Source organism: Desulfitobacterium sp. (assembly GCF_034927245.1).
Classification (GTDB): domain Bacteria; phylum Bacillota; class Desulfitobacteriia; order Desulfitobacteriales; family Desulfitobacteriaceae; genus Desulfitobacterium_A.
The window spans coordinates 1-17,296 of the sequence record NZ_JAYFQK010000085.1; the positions used below are offsets into that span (position 1 = coordinate 1).

General features: G+C 44.4%; 18 protein-coding genes and 4 tRNA genes. All 22 read left to right on the top strand.

Annotated elements, in window-relative coordinates; genetic code table 11:
- Positions 1-203 precede the first annotated feature (203 nt).
- Positions 204-301, top strand: a tRNA-Sec gene (locus VB077_RS16325).
- A 236-nt stretch (positions 302-537) separates the two neighbouring features.
- Positions 538-1,242 carry a hypothetical protein gene (locus VB077_RS16330; protein ID WP_323416354.1) on the top strand — a complete coding sequence of 235 codons (705 nt, stop codon included), beginning with the start codon at positions 538-540 and terminating at the stop codon, positions 1,240-1,242.
- Between the two features lie 99 nt (positions 1,243-1,341).
- A complete protein-coding gene (locus VB077_RS16335; protein WP_323416321.1) occupies positions 1,342-1,545 on the top strand; it encodes a DUF951 domain-containing protein in 204 nt (67 codons plus the stop codon).
- A gap of 24 nt (positions 1,546-1,569) precedes the next feature.
- Positions 1,570-2,670 (top strand): redox-regulated ATPase YchF, encoded by a 1,101-nt coding sequence (gene ychF, locus VB077_RS16340; protein ID WP_323416322.1) that lies wholly within the window; start codon positions 1,570-1,572, stop codon positions 2,668-2,670.
- A 131-nt stretch (positions 2,671-2,801) separates the two neighbouring features.
- Positions 2,802-3,089: a 30S ribosomal protein S6 gene (gene rpsF / locus VB077_RS16345; protein WP_323416323.1), complete on the top strand. Its 288-nt coding sequence runs from the start codon at positions 2,802-2,804 to the stop codon at positions 3,087-3,089.
- An 18-nt stretch (positions 3,090-3,107) separates the two neighbouring features.
- Positions 3,108-3,521 carry a single-stranded DNA-binding protein gene (locus tag VB077_RS16350; protein ID WP_323416324.1) on the top strand — a complete coding sequence of 138 codons (414 nt, stop codon included), beginning with the start codon at positions 3,108-3,110 and terminating at the stop codon, positions 3,519-3,521.
- A 19-nt stretch (positions 3,522-3,540) separates the two neighbouring features.
- Entirely contained in the window at positions 3,541-3,771 is a 231-nt protein-coding gene (gene rpsR, locus VB077_RS16355) for a 30S ribosomal protein S18 (protein ID WP_323416325.1), read from the top strand.
- A 238-nt stretch (positions 3,772-4,009) separates the two neighbouring features.
- Positions 4,010-4,312 (top strand): MazG-like family protein, encoded by a 303-nt coding sequence (locus VB077_RS16360; RefSeq protein WP_323416326.1) that lies wholly within the window; start codon positions 4,010-4,012, stop codon positions 4,310-4,312.
- A 14-nt stretch (positions 4,313-4,326) separates the two neighbouring features.
- Entirely contained in the window at positions 4,327-5,271 is a 945-nt protein-coding gene (locus VB077_RS16365) for a DUF2232 domain-containing protein (RefSeq protein WP_323416327.1), read from the top strand.
- A gap of 11 nt (positions 5,272-5,282) precedes the next feature.
- Positions 5,283-5,729, top strand: a complete 447-nt coding sequence (gene rplI / locus VB077_RS16370) for a 50S ribosomal protein L9 (protein ID WP_323416328.1) — start codon at positions 5,283-5,285, stop codon at positions 5,727-5,729.
- Positions 5,730-5,835: 106 nt separating this feature from the next.
- Positions 5,836-7,164, top strand: coding sequence for a replicative DNA helicase (dnaB, locus tag VB077_RS16375; protein WP_323416329.1), 1,329 nt, complete (start codon positions 5,836-5,838; stop codon positions 7,162-7,164).
- A 394-nt stretch (positions 7,165-7,558) separates the two neighbouring features.
- On the top strand, positions 7,559-8,863 hold the full coding sequence (gene purB, locus VB077_RS16380) for an adenylosuccinate lyase (protein ID WP_323416330.1): 1,305 nt from the start codon (positions 7,559-7,561) through the stop codon (positions 8,861-8,863).
- A gap of 47 nt (positions 8,864-8,910) precedes the next feature.
- Positions 8,911-10,194 carry an adenylosuccinate synthase gene (locus tag VB077_RS16385; RefSeq protein ID WP_323416331.1) on the top strand — a complete coding sequence of 428 codons (1,284 nt, stop codon included), beginning with the start codon at positions 8,911-8,913 and terminating at the stop codon, positions 10,192-10,194.
- A 72-nt stretch (positions 10,195-10,266) separates the two neighbouring features.
- Positions 10,267-10,342: transfer RNA gene (locus tag VB077_RS16390), tRNA-Lys, on the top strand.
- A 5-nt stretch (positions 10,343-10,347) separates the two neighbouring features.
- A tRNA-Glu gene (locus VB077_RS16395) sits at positions 10,348-10,423 on the top strand.
- Between the two features lie 72 nt (positions 10,424-10,495).
- Positions 10,496-10,571, top strand: a tRNA-Phe gene (locus tag VB077_RS16400).
- A 117-nt stretch (positions 10,572-10,688) separates the two neighbouring features.
- Positions 10,689-10,829 carry a six-cysteine ranthipeptide SCIFF gene (gene scfA / locus VB077_RS16405; RefSeq protein ID WP_006716734.1) on the top strand — a complete coding sequence of 47 codons (141 nt, stop codon included), beginning with the start codon at positions 10,689-10,691 and terminating at the stop codon, positions 10,827-10,829.
- Between the two features lie 189 nt (positions 10,830-11,018).
- Positions 11,019-12,470: a thioether cross-link-forming SCIFF peptide maturase gene (gene scfB, locus VB077_RS16410; RefSeq protein WP_323416332.1), complete on the top strand. Its 1,452-nt coding sequence runs from the start codon at positions 11,019-11,021 to the stop codon at positions 12,468-12,470.
- Positions 12,471-12,519: 49 nt separating this feature from the next.
- Positions 12,520-14,499, top strand: a complete 1,980-nt coding sequence (locus VB077_RS16415; RefSeq protein ID WP_323416333.1) for a molybdopterin-dependent oxidoreductase — start codon at positions 12,520-12,522, stop codon at positions 14,497-14,499.
- A 61-nt stretch (positions 14,500-14,560) separates the two neighbouring features.
- Positions 14,561-15,202, top strand: a complete 642-nt coding sequence (locus VB077_RS16420; protein WP_323416334.1) for a tetratricopeptide repeat protein — start codon at positions 14,561-14,563, stop codon at positions 15,200-15,202.
- A 37-nt stretch (positions 15,203-15,239) separates the two neighbouring features.
- Entirely contained in the window at positions 15,240-16,052 is an 813-nt protein-coding gene (locus VB077_RS16425) for an MBL fold metallo-hydrolase (RefSeq protein ID WP_323416335.1), read from the top strand.
- Positions 16,053-16,079: 27 nt separating this feature from the next.
- Complete coding sequence (locus tag VB077_RS16430; RefSeq protein WP_323416336.1) at positions 16,080-17,216, top strand: S1C family serine protease; 1,137 nt, start codon at positions 16,080-16,082, stop codon at positions 17,214-17,216.
- Positions 17,217-17,296: the final 80 nt, after the last annotated feature.

Sequence of the window (17,296 nt, forward strand, 5' to 3'; positions counted from 1 at the left end):
CATTTTTAGGACAATATCGTTTATATTAAGCGAATAAAATGAGTAAACAGGTTTTCAACCGATAAAGTTGGCAGTTTTTAAGAAGTAAAATATTCCAGTGCCTTGGGACATCGGAAAAAATAGCTACAACGCAAAAAGCTCGAAAAGGGTATGTGTTGAGTAATTAAGTTTTATTTGTTATAATACTTGCGTGTTCAATCGCTGGGGATGAGTGGTGGCTGGTGCTGCCCCCGGACTTCAAATCCGCGTGCCGGGACGCAGAACGTTCCGGGGTGTGTTCGATTCGCACGCATCCCCGCCAATTAAATTGTAATCAGGATGTATTTAAGTGGGGCTGTCGCAAAACAGCCCTGTTTTTGTGCGTTTCGTGCGCACAAAATTATGGACTATTGCAAAAGACCCGAAACTACATGACCATAGGTTTTGCGACAGCCCCGTTCTATATAGGCAGGATTTATTAGGAACGGAATCGAATAGTATACAATTGCCCGGTGAATTCAGGGGGGAGGGGTTTATATAAATATAATTGATATTCTGATCCTCGGTTTACTTTTTTTCGGAGCTTTACAAGGATACCGAAAAGGCTTAATTACGGGGCTTGTTAATTTATTGGGGAATTTATTTGGTTTTTTTGTTGCGGTTAAAGAATATCTTAATGTCCTTAATTTGTTAGATCAATATACACCCCTTCGCGATTGGATAAAACACTTAGTCTACAATTTTGTTCTTCCTTCCATTCAATCTCAGGTTGAAATTAACCAACAAGCGACCCTTGATCAAATCTTTTCGATAATTCCTAAGAAACTACAAGGGTTGATTGATTCGGGAACTGTGACGAATCTGCAGATGTATAAAGATAATGCCGTACAGTCAATTGCCCAGAATTTGAGCTCAGTCCTGACCGACAACTTAATGCGAATTCTTGCTTTCTTTGTAACGTATTTAGCGGTAATCTTAATCATCAAAATTATTGCTTCTATAATATTGGCTCCCTTTGGATTCTTGGGGAGAAGTGTCAATCACGGGGGAGGATTTTTCTTCGGTGCTTTGAGTGTATTTGTTGGAATCGCTGTTTTTGTGGGCTTGATTTCGATTGTCATGCCGATTTTTAATCAAAGTGGACCGCTTCTCCTTTTGCAGGGATCATGGTTTTACCCCTACCTTGTTCAAACTTTTGAGGGATTAAAAACGATTTTTCAATTAGAGCTTACCCAGGGTCTGGTATCACCCATCAGTTTTTAGGCTATTCTATTGAAAATGAAAAGGTTGAGGTTTAGAATTACGATGAATTAAGGAAGAATTAATAAGAATTCGGATTCCAATGAGTGAGGAGGATGAAACGTGATTCCACTGCAGGTTGGAGATATAGTTCGGCTTCGTAAACCCCATCCTTGCGGGAGTACGGATTGGAAAGTTATGCGTACGGGCATGGATTTTAGGATTCAATGTCTGGGTTGTCAGCATCAGGCGTGGATTCCGCGCGTAAAGCTTGAACGTCAAGTCAAAGAGATTTTAGGAAAAGCGGAAAAACCGCCTGAGGCTTAAAAAGTATAATATGGAGGACATCATATGACACTACACGCAGGAATTGTAGGTTTACCTAATGTAGGAAAATCAACATTATTTAATGCAATTACACAAGCCGGAGCAGAGGCAGCCAATTATCCCTTCTGTACGATTGATCCTAATGTCGGAATGGTTAATGTTCCCGATTCCCGACTGGGTATTTTAGCAGATATGGTTCATCCTGACCGAATTGTCCCGGCAACAGTTGAGTTTGTAGATATTGCCGGTCTGGTTAAAGGAGCAAGCAAAGGAGAGGGATTGGGAAATAAATTCCTGTCTCATATCCGGGAAGTTGATGCCATTGTGCATGTTGTGCGTTGCTTTGATGATAGTAACGTTGTCCATGTCGAGGGTAATGTTGATCCCCAACGGGATATTGAAACGATTCAATTGGAACTGATTCTTGCTGATTTGGAGAGTGTTGAGAAACGATTAGAGAAAGCGGCTAAGCTTTTAAAATCGGGAGAAAAAAAGGCTCATGTAGAGGTTGAATTATTAACAAAACTTAAAGACGTTTTTGAAGAGGGTAAAGCAGCCCGCAGCCTCAGCTATACAGATGACGAAAAAGAAATCCTAAAAACATATTCTCTTCTCTCCATGAAGCCTGTATTATATGCGGCTAATGTCAGCGAAGAAGATTTAACACGAAGTGAAGATAATCCTTATGTTCAAATGGTAAGAAAAATCGCTTCTGAAGAAAATTCAGAGGTTGTGGTGGTTTGTGCCAAGATCGAATCGGAAATTGCAGAGTTAGATGACGATGAAAAGCAAGCCTTTTTAGAGGATTTAGGGTTAGAGGAATCCGGACTCGACCGTTTAATACGTGCTGCATTTCATCTTTTGGGTCTTATGACGTTTTTTACCGCCGGACCGATGGAAGTTAAAGCATGGACAATTCGCCAAGGAACGAAAGCACCCCAAGCCGCAGGTACAATTCATACAGACTTTGAGCGGGGCTTTATTCGCGCAGAAGTCGTTTCCTATCATGATTTTGTTGAGTTAGGCGGTTTGAACGGGGCTAAAGATAAGGGATTGGTCAGGCTCGAAGGAAAAGAATATGTGATGGCAGATGGAGATATTGTTCATTTTAGATTTAATATATAGAGTGTTTTAATATACTAGATTGTTTGCAAATATTTTGCATGGATGGTATAATGTTAAATCGGTAGCCAAAAAGGCTATGAATCCCTGCCCCATCTCAAATGGGGCCGCTAAGTCCGAGGGGAGGTGCTATTATGAAAGCGTACGAAGTACTTTATATCGTCCGTCCTGAAATGGACGAGGAGGCTATTGCCGCATTAGCGGACAAGTTCTCTGAAGTTGTCACGAACAACGGAGGAGCAGATGTCACTATTGATAAATGGGGCAAACGCCGCTTAGCTTACGAAATTGATGATCTTCGGGAAGGTTTTTACATCCTGATGAACTTCAATGGAGAAGCTCGTACGGCACATGAGGTTGAGCGGGTCATGAAGATCTCCGACTCAGTTGTGCGTTTCTTAACCACGAAAAAAGAAGAGTAGTATTGGAGGGGTTGTAAGTTGTTGAATCGTGTCGTTTTAATTGGCCGTTTAACGAAAGACCCCGAGTTGCGTTATACCCAAAGCGGAGTTGCAGTAGCGACCTTTACGCTAGCCGTTGACCGCAATTATAAAAATGCCAGCGGCGAAAGGGAAACGGATTTTATTCCATGTGTCACATATCGACAACAGGCTGAATTATGTGCAAACTATTTGTCTAAAGGTAAATTAGCCTCTGTCGACGGAAGAGTTCAAGTCCGTTCTTTTGAGGGCAAAGATGGGCAGCGTCGGTGGGTTACGGAAGTAATCTCCGAGAATGTTCAGTTTTTAAGTCCCAAGGAAAGCGGAAGCTCAGGGAACACTGCGTCCAATAATAACGGTAGTGTGGGAACGTATGGTCATGAAGTAAGTTTAGATGATGATATCCCATTCTAAACGGGAGGGGAGTGAACGTATGAAACGCGAACGCGGACGCCGTCCGAGAAGACGGGTATGTAGTTTCTGTGTTGATAAAGTCGAATCCATTGATTACAAGGATACTCATAAATTGCGCAAATATATTACCGAACGCGGTAAGATTTTACCACGTCGTATTTCCGGTAATTGTGCAAAGCATCAACGCCAAGTTACGGTTGCAATTAAAAGAGCCCGGCACATTGCGCTGTTGCCTTATATGGTAGATTAGAGAAGAGGGGGAGCAGAAGCTCCCTTTTTCTTATACTGTCGGAAAGTATAACTTTGTTGCATACTTTCCTCCAGCATAAGTGCAACCAACGACTTCGCCTTTCTGAATGCGTGTTTAAAAGGCACGGCGAAGCCGGGTTTTCTTTATGCAGGAAATAAGCTTGGACTCAGCGAACATTACCACAAAACAGCTTCAAGGGCTGTGAAATTCTAATGAGAGATACCGGAGGGCATCTGCTATGGAAGTTGATGTGGTTAAGGGACTAAAAGCGATTGATGAATTAAAAGTGGAGATGTTAAAATCTTTATGGCTTTTTGAGCGTGGAGCAGTTGAGGGTTCGGATACTGCTATGATGCAAGGTTTGGCAGATATCGTTGGCATCAGCTACTTATTAACTCGACGGTTAGGGTTTGATTTTACAAGGCTGGATCGAACTTTAATTCAGGGTTTGGTAGAATGGAAAGAAAATGATACGATGAAGTTAGAAAGTCAGTGGGGGGACTTAAGCCTTTTGTTGAGCTATCTAGCCCCTGAGGAATAGATTGGAGCAGTTAAATGTACGTAAGTGACCGAAAAGTAACGCATGTACTGGCCATCCTAGCCCTTTTGGCGGGTCCGTGGTTTAGTGTCTCAAGTGGGGGCGGAGGTTGGCTGCTTGATGTCGCTTTGCTGATCGCTGTCTTTTGGGTAGGACGGAATATGGGCTTCAAGATGGCGGTCCCATGCTTAATCGTGGGTTATAGTGCGGCATTTTTTGGCGGGGGCGGACTGTCATCACTGATGAGTATCGGTTTTTTGCCATGGACCGGCTTACTGACCCTTTGGGGAATAGAGCATGCTTGGGCGCGCAAATCAAACCTTTTCTGGTCCATAGTTTTAGCAGGGGTCTTAGGGGTTGTACCGATTATCCCAACACTATATCAGGGAATAGACACCTCGGCTATTCAAGAGCTTATTCGTTCCGTGATGGACCAATATCGCGAATCAGGGATGTTGGGGAGTTTAAATCAGAAAGGGCTAAGTGAAGCAGACATTGAAAGTTATTTACAGCAATTTTTTCAGTATCTCTTCTTCTTTATTCCCGGTTTAACATCAGTGGGGGCTATTTTCGTATATAGCCTTGTTTATTATTTTTTTGCCCGCTGGTTTCCGCAAAAAGACCGACCTTTTCCTTCATTTAGCGCCCTTAGGCTTCCATGGTATGCGATCTGGGGGGCCAGTCTTGGAATTGCCTGTTATCTGATTGGAGATCAATGGAGTTATTGGGCATTGCGGTCTTTTGGAATGAACCTCATGTTTATTTATGCTTTCGTGGCCTTAGTCTTAGGAAGCTCAATCTTTATATATTATCTTCGCTCGCCGCATTTATCCGGATTCTTAAAATGGATGTTGCTTTTTACAAGTTTCTTTTTTATGCAGATAACGGTTATTTTCTTAATTATAATGGGTTTACTGGATTTAGTTTTAAATTTCCGCCATATACCGGAGGAAAAACAGTAGGGGGGATCATCATGAAAGTGATACTAACAGTAGATGTGAAAAGCCTGGGCAAGAAAGGTAAAGTCTGTGAAGTTTCGGACGGTTATGCCCGAAATTTCCTCTTCCCTAAAAAGTTGGCCTTAGAAGCTACACAAGGAAATTTAAGCGATTTAGCGTCTAAGAAAGCCAATGAGGATAGAAAAAAGGCCAAGGAAAAAGAAGATGCCCAACTATTGGCGGAAAAGTTATCTTCAATTACGGTTGAAGTGCATACGAAAACCGGGGAAGGCGGACGGTTATTTGGATCTGTAACCAATAAGGAAATAGCAGAAGCCCTCAAGAGCAAGCATGGTATCGAAATTGATAAACGTAAAATTGAGGTCAAAGAACCGATCAAAGCCTTGGGAAACTATACGATTCAGACTAAACTTCACTCGGAAGTATCCACACAGTTAAAAGTTGTAGTAAAAGGTATCTAATGGCTTTAATCATTATTTTTGAGGATCCAACGGATCCTCCTCTTTCTTCTATATTGAAGATTAATTCAGAAATTCGTTGAGTATATCGGCTAGGAGGAGAAACAAGATGGAACTCGCCAAAGTTCCTCCCCAAAATCTAGAGGCTGAACAGGCCGTACTCGGTGCCTTAATGCTTGAACCGGAAACGGGGAGTTCCGTTTTTGAGATACTGCAGCCTGAGGATTTTTACCGGGACAACCATCGTTTAATTTTTATGGCCCTGCGGGATCTCTTTGAACGCGGTGACCCGGTTGATTTAGTATCCGTGGCCGAGGCTCTGCGTCAAACAGGGCGACTGGAGCAAGTCGGCGGGATAGCAACTGTCTCACAAATTGCGCGATCGGTACCCTCCGCCGTAAATATTGAATTTTATGCCAAGGTTGTTGCCGAAAAATCGATGCTGAGGCAATTGATTCGGGTTGCCGGACGAATTGCCGAAAAAGGGTATGAACCGGGAGAAGAGGCTACTTCCTTATTAGCTGAAGCTGAAAAACTGATTCTTGATTTGACCCAGCGCCAAGTAAAAGATGGCTTTGAGTCGATTCGTAATATATTATTGAGTACGTTTGAAAAAATTGAGATGCTTTATGCCCATAAGGGAAATATCACGGGTGTCCCCACTTTTTTTACCGAGTTGGATAGAATGACATCGGGTTGGCAGCCCTCGGATTTAGTGATTATCGCGGCTCGCCCCTCCATGGGTAAAACTGCTTTGGTTTTAAATATGGCTCAGAATGCCGCAGTTCGGGGCCATGTTCCGGTTGCCGTGTTTAGCTTAGAAATGTCCAAAGAACAGCTTGTGCAAAGAATGCTTTGTTCCGAAGCGATGGTTGATCAGCAGCGGGTTAGAACAGGTGATTTGCTTGACACGGATTGGCCCAAACTTACACGTGCCGTTGGACCTTTATCTGATGCCCCAATCTTTATCGATGATACAGTGGGAATTTCGTTGGTTGAGCTTCGTTCCAAGGCACGACGCTTAAAAATGGAACAAGGTCTCGGCTTAATCATAATCGATTACCTTCAACTTATGACGTTAGGTCGGCGCGCCGAAAACCGCCAGCAAGAGGTAGCCTCAATATCCCGGGGACTTAAAGGAATTGCCAGGGAACTGAGCGTACCTGTAATCGCCCTTTCACAACTTAATCGGGGTGTTGAGCAACGTCAGGATAAACGGCCGATTATGTCAGACCTTTTGGAATCCGGAGCAATTGAGGCTGATGCAGACGTTATTTCCTTTATTTATAGGGATGAGTATTACAATCCCGAAACAGAGAAAAAGGGAATAGCGGAGATTATTATTGCGAAACACCGCAATGGCCCGGTAGGGACTGTTGAACTCGGCTATTTGAAAGAGTTTACGAAGTTTGTAAATTTAGAACGTCAGCATCTATAAAGGAAACTAATCAGGCGGGGTTTTGACTTCCGATAGTTCCGGTGGAACTATCGCACTTGTTTCTGAAGTTTAGTTAACTTAAAAAATTAAAAACTAGAAATGATACTTGAGTATATGGAGGGGTTTGCCAATTCAAATGGGCAGCCCTCCTATTTTAGTCCTGCTCAATCGCTTTTAAAAAATTAACCGAATATTAGATGTGTATACATAGCAGAACGTTCGAAAAACCGTTGACATTAAGTTCGGGTATTGTTACTATAAACATGTTTGTGAAGGACAGGGGTCCTGTATGAGGATTCTAAACTATGGGATAATAAGAAATTGAAGTCATTAAATTAATAAGTGATTTGGAAAGTGACTTAATTTTCTGATACTTTTTAGTCTAGGGGGTATTTTGTTGATCAATCGCTATACCCATCCTGAAATGGGTAATTTATGGCGCGAAGGTTACGAATATAGTCGCTGGTTAGAGGTTGAGCTAGCGGTTGCCGAGGTTATGGCTAAGCGTGGGGAGATTCCCGCTGAGGCCTGGTTAGAAATTCGTGATCGGGCCAAAGTTAACCCGCAGCGAGTGGCTGAGATTGAAAAAACAGTACGGCATGACCTCATTGCTTTTTTGCAAGCTGTCGTAGAGGAAATCGGTGAATCCGGTAAGTATCTTCATCTGGGTTTAACCTCTTCCGATGTAAAAGATACGGCCTTAAGCCTTGTCCTCAGAGACTCGGGAAGGCTTTTGCTTAAGGATCTGGCGGATTTGAGGGCTGCGCTGGTTAAACGGGCTGTTGAAACAAAAGATGTTATTATGGTGGGCCGTACGCATGGAATTCATGCCGAACCGATTACCTTTGGCTTGAAACTGGCCTTATGGATTGCCGAAATTGATCGCCAAACCGAGCGGTTAGAGCAGGCCATCGAGTCGATTAGGGTAGGGAAGATCTCCGGGGCTGTTGGAACTTATGCCAATGTTTCTCCTGAGATTGAGGAAGAAGTATGCAAACATCTAGGTTTAAAGGCGGCTTACGTCAGTAATCAAATCTTACAACGGGATCGACATGCTCATTATGTAACGACGCTGGCCTTGATTGGGTGTACGCTTGAGAAGATGGCCACGGAAATTCGCAGCTTGCAGCGGACAGATATTTTTGAGGTTGAGGAACCTTTCGCAGAGGGACAAAAAGGATCTTCGGCAATGCCCCATAAGAGGAATCCTATAGTAAGTGAGCAGATTGCCGGAATGTCACGCTTACTCCGCGGAAATGCCTTGGCAGCTATGGAAAATGTCGCACTCTGGCATGAACGGGATATGACGCATTCTTCTGTGGAGCGGGTCATTCTCCCTGACAGTAATATATTATTGGATCATATGTTAAAGAAAATGGCCTGGATTATTCAAGGGTTAAAAGTCAATGATGATATCATGAAGCGTAATCTGCTCAGAACCTATGGTTTTACAGCTTCGCAGCGTGTATTGCTTGCTTTGGTTGATAGGGGCTGTATGCGTGAGGAAGCTTATCGATGGGTGCAGCAGGCTGCCTTCAAAGCATGGGAAGAGGGCAAGGAACTGCGCCAAGTCCTTCCGGAAATGCCGGAAGTTATGAAATATTTAAAACTTGAGGACTTTGATACTTTGTTTGATTGGAGTTATCATTTAAAGCATATTGATGATGTATTTAAACGGTTAGGGTTGATCCAAGCCTGAGGGCTTGTCTGTTAATCCGTTCGAATAATGAATGTGGAGGAATGAAAATGGCAGCAGTCGTTTTGCTTGGAACACAATGGGGAGACGAAGGCAAAGGAAAAGTTACTGATTTTCTCGCTGAGAAGGCGAATCTCGTTGTTCGTTATCAAGGGGGCAACAATGCAGGTCACACCGTAGTGGTCAAGGATGAGGAGTTTAAGCTTCACCTGATTCCTTCGGGAATTCTTTACGAGGATAAGACTTGTATTATCGGTAATGGAGTCGTTGTTGATCCCAAGGTCTTGTTGGAAGAGCTTGATTATTTGGCAGAGCGTAAAGTTAAAACAGGGAAATTACTGATTAGCAGCAATGCCCATGTCATCATGCCTTATCACCGTTTGCTTGACGAGCTGGAGGAAGAAGCCCGCGGTGAATTTAAGATTGGGACGACTAAACGGGGTATTGGTCCCTGCTATATGGATAAAACCTCTCGAATTGGGATTCGCATGATTGACCTCATTGATCCGGAGGAATTTGCGGCTAAATTAAAACGTAATCTTGCGGAGAAAAATAATCTTATTATTAAGGTCTATGGCCGAGAAGCTTTAGATTTCGAGAGTATCTATCAAGAATATATGGTTTATGCCGACAAATTGCGTCCCTTTATTACCGATAGTTCTTTAACAATTGATGGAGCCATCAAATCAGGTGAAAAGGTTCTGTTTGAAGGAGCACAAGGTACGCTCTTGGATTTGGATCATGGGACCTATCCTTATGTAACTTCATCTCATCCTACGGCCGGTGGAGCTTGTATCGGGGCAGGTGTCGGCCCTACTCAAATTGATAAGGTCGTGGGCGTAATTAAAGCGTATACAACCCGTGTTGGCGAAGGACCGTTCCCCACGGAGCTGCTTGATGAAATGGGTGAACAAATGCGCCAGGCAGGTCATGAATTTGGTACAACCACCGGACGTGCCCGCCGTTGCGGGTGGTTTGATGCTGTCATTGCACGATATGCCGTTCGCGTCAGCGGGATTTCCGATTTTGCCCTGATGAAACTTGATGTTTTGTCAGGCCTTAAAGAAGTGAAAATCTGTGTTGGCTATCGTGTGAATGGGGAAGTTATTTATGAATTCCCGCAGAGCCAGAAAGTATTTTCGGCATGTGAGCCTGTTTATGAAGTAATCCCGGGCTGGCAGGAGGATATTACGAATGCTGAGACCTTTGCAGACTTGCCGGAGGCCGCTCAAACCTATGTGCGCCGCATTGAGGAGTTAACTGAAACAAAGGTTACCCTTATCGCTGTAGGACCCGGCAGAGAGCAAACGATTGTTCGCGGGGAGATCTTTTAAACCTAATTAGAAAAATTTAGTGTTGACAAGCTTCCAAGGTTCGTGTAATATTTTATTTCGTGAGTGAGTTTTGAGCCATTAGCTCAGTCGGTAGAGCACCTGACTTTTAATCAGGGTGTCCCGCGTTCGAGTCGCGGATGGCTCACCAGATGTGGCCCGTTGGTCAAGCGGCTTAAGACACCGCCCTTTCACGGCGGCTACACGGGTTCGAATCCCGTACGGGTCACCAAATCGCACATTCAAATCACAAGGGGATCTCGAGTCTTCGAATATCGAAGTTCGTGCCTCGAACCACGAATATGCCTCGGTAGCTCAGTCGGTAGAGCAGAGGACTGAAAATCCTCGTGTCGGCAGTTCGATTCTGCCCTGAGGCACCATTCTTTCGTTAATCAATTAAACCTTCGTTAATCGGAGGTTTAATTTTTTTTGCGTTACAACTTGTCTGCGTGCTATAATCTATATGAATTTTAAAGAGTGAGAGGAGGATGTTTTTAATGGCTAAACACATCCAGACTATTGTAAAGGCGAACCTCAGTGAAACGGTTAAAACGGGGGGCTGCGGGGAATGCCAATCTTCTTGTCAATCCGCATGTAAAACGTCTTGCACAGTAGGTAACCAAGTTTGCGTTAAGTAATTACTTAATTTCTGCACAAAATCGCACATAGGTTATCAAGAACCCACCTGAACCAGGCGGGTTCTGTTTCTACTATCAGAAAGAATAAGTTTTATCGGTTGATAAACTCGAAGTGCAACTAAGGCTTCCGCCTGCGCTAGAAGCTTGGCGCAAGCCAAGTTTTCTTTATGTATAAAAGGAGAGGAATTCATGCTGAATTTAGACGGATATCAAATTGGAAAGAATGTTCATGTTTATCACCAAGGGGATCTCAATGTGGCTTATGATATCAATTCCGGGTCACTCCATGTTTTGGATGATTTATCGTTTGATCTGATTAAAACGATGGAAGAATTACAGAGGAAGGGAAAAACGCCCTCGACTCAAGAAATTTGCTCCTCCCTTCAGGACCAAGGCAAACGGTGTTCAGAAGAAGAGCTGAACGAAATCCTGGATGAATTTGCACAGCTTCAAGAGGAGGGTGCTCTTTTTTCTGCCGAGGCGGAAGAATGGAATCCGGTTTATCCCGAGCGGCCGATTATTAAGGCAATCTGCTTGCATGTTGCCCATGATTGCAATCTAAGGTGCAAGTATTGTTTTGCCGGCACAGGTGCTTTTGGAGGGGACCGGGGTTTAATGACTTTGGAGACCGGAAAAAAGGGAATCGATTTTGTCCTTGAGGCATCAGGCCATCGTAATCACGTTGAAGTTGACTTTTTTGGCGGTGAACCTTTGCTTAATTTCCAAGTGGTCAAAGATCTCGTAGCCTATGGCCGGGAGGCCGCTGCCAAACGGGGTAAGACGATAAAATTTACACTGACTACAAATGCGGTACTTCTTACGGAAGAAGTACAGCGTTTCTTGGAAAAGGAAGATATCAGTGTTGTTCTGAGCATTGACGGGCGGCCGGAGGTTCACGACCGGATGCGACCTTATGCAAGCGGGAAGGGAAGCTATGAGCAAGTCATCCCTCGGATTCAACAGTTTGCCGAGAAACGTCCGGATTCATCTCCTTACGCTGTCGGAACCTACTATTATGCACGGGGAACGTATACCCATTTTAACCTTGACTTTGATAAAGATGTCGATCATCTTCTGGATTTAGGCGTGAAACAAATCTCGCTTGAGCCGGTTGTGGCCGCGCCGGATCAACCCTATGCATTTCAGGAGGAGGATATACCCGAGATTATGAAAAGCTATGATCGCCTGGGAGAGGATCTTTTGGAACGTCGAAAAAAAGGTGAGGATTTTAGCTTTTTCCACTTTAATGTTGCGTTGGACGGAGGACCTTGCTTGCCAAAACGCTTAACGGGATGCGGAGCCGGGCATGAATATGTGGCTATTTCTCCCGAGGGGGACCTTTACCCTTGTCATCAGTTTGTAGGGCAAGAGGAGTTTAAAATGGGTTCCTTGTGGGACGAAAAGCCGGGGTTGGATAATGCCCTGGTCCAATCGTTCCGGAATGCTCATGTTTATTCCAAAGCCTCCTGCCGCGAGTGTTGGGCGAGATTTTCCTGCAGCGGAGGCTGTCATGCAGCTAATCATGCCTTCAGCGGGAACTTAAATGAAGTCTATACTCTGGGATGCGAGTTTCAAAAGAAACGCTTAGAAGTCGCACTTTATTTGAATATTAAGGAAAGAAAACTAAATCCTAAGAACTAAAATCCTAAGAACTAAAATCCTGAGAACTAATGAGAGATGGGGTGAAAAGATGGCATGGAAAAGATCGGCTTGCCCGTTAAATTGTCCGGATAGCTGCGGCTTTCTTGTCAATTATTCGGAGGAACACGGACTGCAGGTCAAAGGTGATAAAGAGCATCCAATCACAAAAGGCTTTATTTGTTCAAAAGGGCAGGCTCTCGCAGAGCTTGTTTTCTCGCCTGACCGCATAAAATTTCCCCTGCTTAAGGAAAAAGGACAATTTAAGCGGATTTCTTGGGAAGAAGCCTATGAACTTATGACAGCCAACATTCGGGATACGCTTAAACAAACCGGTCCTTTAGGAATTCTGCATCATTATGATTATGCTCATAACGGTGCTCTGCGTGCTTTAGATCAGCGCTTTTTCCAATCCCTTGGCGGAATGACGGAGCCGGAGGGAAGCATGTGCTGGGGTGCGGGATACCGTGCTCAAGAGATCGATTTTGGCGGGGTTTATCAGAATGATTGGGAGGAGCTGGTCCATGCCAAGACGATCATTCTTTGGGGCAAAGATCCCGCAGTAACCCATATTCATCTTATACCCCATTTATTAGCGGCCAAAAAAGTGGGCGCCCAGCTCATTGTGATTAACCCTACAAAGGTGAAAAGCACCGAACTGGCTCAAGAATATCTTCGAGTCAATCCGGGTACAGATGGCGTTTTAGCCTTAGGTCTTGCCCATGTCATTTTGCGTGAGGGATGGCTGGATTGGGATTTTGTAAGAAACCATATCCAGGGGTTTGAAGAGTATGCCCTAAAGGTAAAAGGGTATGAGCCGGCGCGTGTCTCTGAGTTAACCGGAATCAGTGAGAATGAGATAACGGCACTCGCGCGCCGGACCAGTCATTCGGGGCCGGTAAGCTTTGTTCCCGGTTATGGACTGCAACGTTATTCTCAAGGGGGAAATACGCTTCGGGCTATTGATGCTTTAGCGGCATTGACAGGGAATATCGGCAAGCCGGGAGCAGGGGTGTATTATGCCTATTCGGAGCATAAGGAGCATCTTAAGCGTGTTACTTTGCCAGAGGGGCATTATAAGGTCCGGAGATTCCCTCACCCCCTATTAGCGGAGAGTATTGCCAAGGCAGATCCTCCGATTCAAATGGCGGTTGTAACCCGTTCAAATCCCTTGCTGCAGCAGCCTAATTCGCTGCTTTGGCAGGAGGTCTGGAACAAGATTCCCTTTAAGGTAACCTTAGAATTGGTTATGTCCGAGACGGCGCGTCAATCCGATTTAGTACTGCCGATAACCACTATTTTTGAGGAAGAAGATTTAATCGTAAATTCCTGGAATTCTGTGCTTCAGGTTACCGAAAAGATAGTAAAGCCTCAAGGTGAAGCCAAACCTGAATGGGTGATCTTCAGTGAGTTGGCAGAGCGCCTTGGAATTGGGGAGGATTTTCGCTTGAATTCGTCAGAATGGATTGCCGAGATCATTGCGCCCTTAGATTATTATGGTATCAATCTCGAATCCTTGCGCAAAGGCCCGGTGCGGGCACCCTATATTCCAAATGTGGCCTGGGAAGGTTTAAACTTTAAAACTCCCAGCGGGAAAATCGAGTTGGCTTCGGATTTGGCGTTACAGGAGGCGGGTTCAAGAGTGGCATCTCCCGAAGGAGAGCCAAATCTCGAGAAATCTGCTCTCTCAGCAGAATTTCCTCTATCTTTGCTCACTCCTCATCCGCGGCAAGCGCTTCATTCGCAGTTCCAAGAAGATGAAGGTTTTCAGATGTTTATCCATCCGGAGTTGGCAGAGAAGCATTATCTTTTCCCAGGGGATCAGGCTCTGGTGGAAACGCGATACGGCCAGCTTTTGGCTCGGGTTTATGTTTCGGAGGATATTCATCCCCAAACGGTGGTTATCCCTGAAGGAAATATGAGCAATGGATTAGGTGTCAATCAGCTCATCAAAGGAGTATCCTCGGATTTTGGTCAATCGACATCTTATTATGAGGCAAGATGCCAAATCCGCAAATGGCTTGTGGACTAAATTTACCGAAAATGTTATGCTAAAAAGATATTAAGAACAATTGATTCGGGAGGGTTAAAGAGTGCGAATAAAACATCGTGCGATTGCCATTATCATTGTTGCCTTGGTCAGTATTAGCATGATCGGTTCTACTTTTGTTTTATTTTTTTCCGATTCGCCTGTCACGCAGACCGCTGCTCAAACGGCAAACACGGCGGATTCCCAAATTGCGGATTTGCAGGGCCAGGTGGATGCATTTAATCAGGCCCTGGAGAAAAATCCGGGAGATACGAATCTCCGCCTGAATCTGGCTGATAAATATTATGATCTGGGCCTGGCTCAATTATCGTCATCACAGGATCAATCGATAGCCGGAGCAGCGACAACAAATTTAAAGCAGGCTGTTGCTCAATACCAAGAGGTGCTGAAGGTTAATAAAGATGACGTCAATATTTTAGTGGATATGGCTACAGCTGCTTTCTACAGCGGTGATAATACACTGGCTGAATCAACGTTTCAGCATGTGTTAGCGATTAAACCGGACTTTTATAATGCCTTAGTCAACTATGGAATTTTCTTGATAGAAGCTAAAAGTGATTATATAGGGGCTATTGAAGAATTTAATAAAGCTTTAAATACTAATCCCCCACCGGAAAGTGCACAACAGCTGAACAATTTAATAAGTTATGCACAATCTAAGCTTACAGGTGATGATTCAAAGTAGGCTTTATGTTGTTGGAAAATGGAGAAGGTGAAAGACAGTGCATTTTGCGACTCTCGTGAGTGGAAGTTCGGGTAATGCAACAGTCGTTGGGCATAAAAACAGAAATTTTCTGGTCGACTGTGGTGTTTCTCTAAAAGGCTTGCTTCACAATCTCGAGCTTTTAGACATTTCTTCCTCAGAGATCGAAGGAATCATTGTGACGCATGAACATAATGATCATATTAAAGGTATAGGACCTGTTGCACGTAAACTCAAGATCCCTATTTATGCGACAGCCGGGATTTGGGAAGAGATGACCCCAACCCTTGGCAAGATTGAGGAGCAGCAAAAGATTATCATCAAAGATTCTTTTACCTGTGCCGGACTTGAGGTTCAGGTTTTTCCTACGTCCCATGACAGCAGGGAGAGCTATGGATTTCGTATTAAAGGTCCTGCGGCAGGCTCTTCTTCCCCAAAAGTCCTGGGAATAGCAACCGATACAGGGATCATCACAGAGCAAATGAACCGTTGCCTTAAAGGATGTGATGGCCTTATTGTTGAGGCAAATCACGATGGAGAACGGTTGTGGAATGGAAGATATCCTTGGTACCTAAAAAAGCGAATTAGTGGAAATCGGGGCCATCTTGAAAATAAACAATTGGCAGAGGGTCTTTTGGAATGGATCCAGGGAAATACCGAACGTGTTGTTCTCGCCCATCTGAGCGAAGAAAATAATACACCGGAGCTTGCCCTTTCTACGGTTCTTAAAATTCTTAAGAATTCACGAGTGGCTAAAGAAAATCCGGAGCTACGAATGAGAGTTGCCCCGCGTTATTCGCCGCATGAACTCATTATTTTAGGAGAAGACTAAAATAGATCACTGAGGAGGTCTCGAATTATGAGCTTTTACAACGACGATTATTCAAAACGCAGGCCCGGTACTTTCTTTATTGTAGTTATAGCTTTAATAAGTGCGATCATCGGCGGACTTATCGCAGTGGGTATTGTCGTCCCAAATATCCAGGCTAAAAACTCATCGAATCAGGTTGTTTTAGGTCAGGGGTCAACAACCCCTCCTGTTAATGTTACAAACCCAACAGGTTTTCCCGTTGCCGAGGTTTCGAAAGCCGTAGGGCCTGCCGTTGTTGGTATAGCTAATTTTCAACAAACAGGAGGTTACTTCGGAAAAAGCGGATTGTCAGAAGTAGGAAGCGGTTCAGGGTTTATTATTGATGCCAAGAACGGCTACATCGTGACCAATAATCATGTTATTGAAGGTGCTAAAAAGCTCGTTGTGAGTTTGGCGGACAGCCGAAATACTGAGGCCTCTCTTGTGGGAGCTGACCCGCGGACAGATTTAGCCGTTATAAAAATTTCGAATACGGATAACTTAACGGCGGTTCAATTCGGTGACTCTGAGGCTCTGCAAGTAGGAGAGCCGGTCGTTGCTATCGGCAATCCGGGGGGGCAGGAATTTGCCCGCTCCGTAACTGCCGGGGTTGTTTCGGCGAAGAACCGCGTTTTAGAGATTCAGGGTGAATCCAGTTTTAACCTGATTCAAACGGATGCAGCGATTAATCCAGGGAATAGCGGTGGTCCCCTTGTCAATTACCATGGACAAGTCGTCGGGATTAACTCCGCTAAGAATACTGAGGCCGGATTTGAAGGAATGGGCTTCGCGATACCGATTACCGATGCAGTACCCTTTATTCAACAAATAATTGCCAAGGGATATGCCAGCCATCCCGGGTTATACGTTTCAATCGACAGTCGTTATACTGAGGAAGGGGCAGCTCAGCAAGGCTGGCCGGCCGGAGCTTATGTCGCCAAGGTTGCTTTAGGCGGCCCTGCCGATAAGGCTGGGATTAAGGCAGGAGATGTTATAACGAAAATCGATGACACAACGATTAAAAATGCATTGGATCTAACCCGTGGACTCATTAAATATAAGCCCGGAGACAGTGTCAAGATTACTTATTACCGAGATGGTCAAACGAAGGAAGCAGCGGTTACTTTGGCTGAGCTGAAACAGTAATAGCAAAAATATATGACGATGAAAAAATAAGATACATGAAAAAGGGGAGAATACAACGAATTGTATCCTCCCCTTCTTCG